Raw genomic sequence first — 1,037 nt, 5'->3', positions numbered from 1 at the left:
TTCCTTCATCTCCTTCGCCGCTTCCGACGTCTGGCTCCACGCAGCCCCCGTCGCCTTCGACGCCTCCACCCTCGAAATCTGGGGCGCTCTCCTCCACGGCTCCAAGCTCGTCCTCGCTCCTCCTCATGCCCTGTCCCTCGAGGAGTTGGGCGCTCTGCTTGTCCGCGAGGGCATTACCTCCCTCTGGCTCACCGCCGCTCTCTTCGAGCAGATGGTGGCGACTCAACCCGTCGCGCTGGCCGGTGTCCGCCAGGTCCTCGCCGGTGGCGACGTCCTGCCGCCTTCTCGCGTCCGCGAGCACCTCTCGCGGCTGCCCCCGGGCCACGTCCTCGTCAACGGCTACGGCCCCACCGAGAACACCACCTTCTCCGCCACTCACTCGCTGCGGAATGGGGACTCCTTCTCCCGCTCCGTCCCCATCGGCGCTCCTCTCTCCAACTCCTCCGCCTTCGTTCTCGACGCCTCCTTCCAGCCCCTGCCTCCGGGCGTCCCTGGAGAGCTCTTCGTCGGGGGTGACGGCCTCGCTTGGGGTTACCTCAACCGCGCTGACCTCACCGCTGAGCGCTTCGTCCCGCATCCCTTCAGCAGCACTCCTGGTGCTCGCCTCTACCGCACCGGGGACCGAGTCCGCTGGCTCGCCGACGGCACTCTCGAGTTCCTCGGCCGCTCCGACTTCCAGGTGAAGGTCCGTGGCTTCCGCATTGAGCTGGGCGAAGTCGAGGCCGCTCTCCGCCTCTTCTCTGGCATCCAGGAAGCCGTCGTCCTCGCTCGCGAAGACGTCCCCGGCGACAAGCGTCTCGTCGCCTACTTCACCTCGAACGAGCAGGACGTCGACACGTCCGCGCTCCGCTCATTCCTCTCCCAGCGCCTGCCCGAGTACATGGTGCCGGCTGCTCTCGTCTCCCTCCCGTCCTTCCCTCTCTCCGCCAACGGGAAGCTCGACAGGAAGGCTCTTCCTCCTCCCGACTTCGCCGCAGCTGACGCCTCCGGCGACGACTTCGCCCCTCCCTCCACCCTCACCCAGTCCCGCCTCGCCT

The 1,037-nt window shown here is 68.0% G+C and carries 1 protein-coding gene; it reads left to right on the top strand.

The features are described from left to right. A partial coding sequence (locus HUA78_RS45690; protein ID WP_174479128.1) for an AMP-binding protein occupies positions 1 to 1,037 on the top strand: 1,037 nt, incomplete at both ends.

This window comes from Myxococcus sp. CA033 (assembly GCF_013336625.1).
In the GTDB taxonomy this organism is placed as follows: Bacteria; Myxococcota; Myxococcia; order Myxococcales; family Myxococcaceae; genus Myxococcus; species Myxococcus llanfairpwllgwyngyllgogerychwyrndrobwllllantysiliogogogochensis.
This window is presented reverse-complemented; position numbering and strand designations above follow the sequence as displayed.